A 1,078-nucleotide genomic window follows, 5' to 3' on the forward strand; every position below is an offset into this window, starting at 1 on the left:
CCCCTTGTAAGTTTGCTTTACCCCCGCCAGACCGTTGCCCCTCGGATCACGAGATCGTAGGTGAGCCTGGGTCGGCGGGGACTTTTCCTCACAACCCGAACAGTTGCCTGGGCTTCAAGCCCGTTTCGCAAGGCCGGGTCATCGGAGTGCCATATGGACCAAAAGAATTTCGTGGGTATCGACGTGTCCAAAGCCCACCTGGATGTCTTTGTATCGGCCACCCAAGCACTGAGCCGGTGCGATAACGAGGCCAAGGGCATCGCCTCCTTGCTACACACGCTAGCCGCGCTGCCGCCGACGCTGATCGTGCTGGAAGCCACTGGTGGCCTGGAGCGCGCCTTGGTGGCCGAACTGCTCGCCGCCGCGTTGCCGGTGGCGGTGGTCAACCCACGCCAGGTGCGCGACTTTGCCAAAGCGACCGGCCAGTTGGCCAAGACCGATGGTCTGGATGCGCGCGTGCTGGCGCGCTTCGCCCAGGCCATCGAGCCCGCTCAGCGACCGTTGCCGGACGCGGCGACGCAAGCCTTTGCCGACCAGCTGGCACGGCGACGACAACTGGTGGAGATGCTCACCATGGAAAAGAACCGCCTCCAGCAAGCGCCCAACAAAGCCATCCGGCAGGACATCAAGAAGCACATCGACTGGCTGATCAAGCGATTGCGTGCCACCGAGGACGGCCTGCGCCGCAGCGTCGAAGACAGCGACGCCTGGCAAGCACGACGCCACCTGCTCGAAGAGGTCAAAGGCGTGGGCGAGATCACCGCACTCACCTTGATCGGCGAGCTGCCCGAACTGGGCACCCTCGATCGCAAGCGCATCGCCGCGCTGGTAGGGGTCGCGCCCCTCAATCGCGACAGCGGCACACTGCGAGGGCGCCGCCGAGTCTGGGGCGGGCGCGCCATGGTGCGCCACGTGCTTTACATGGCCGCCCTCTCGGCGATTCGGTTCAACCCACCCATCAAGGCGTTCTTTAAGCGGTTACGCGAGGCCGGCAAAGGCAAAAAGGTCGCCATCGTCGCTTGCATGCGCAAGCTATTAACCGTGCTCAACGCCATGGTTCGCGACAACGCCTCGTGGC

At 64.2% G+C, this 1,078-nt stretch carries 1 protein-coding gene; it reads left to right on the forward strand.

The window, feature by feature from the left end; all coding sequences use genetic code 11:
* Positions 1-153 precede the first annotated feature (153 nt).
* On the forward strand, positions 154-1,078 hold a 925-nt coding region (locus tag OUZ45_RS20745), incomplete at its 3' end, for an IS110 family RNA-guided transposase (RefSeq protein ID WP_266172235.1).

It is taken from the genome of Dyella subtropica (assembly GCF_026283965.1).
Taxonomy (GTDB): domain Bacteria; phylum Pseudomonadota; class Gammaproteobacteria; order Xanthomonadales; family Rhodanobacteraceae; genus Dyella_D; species Dyella_D subtropica.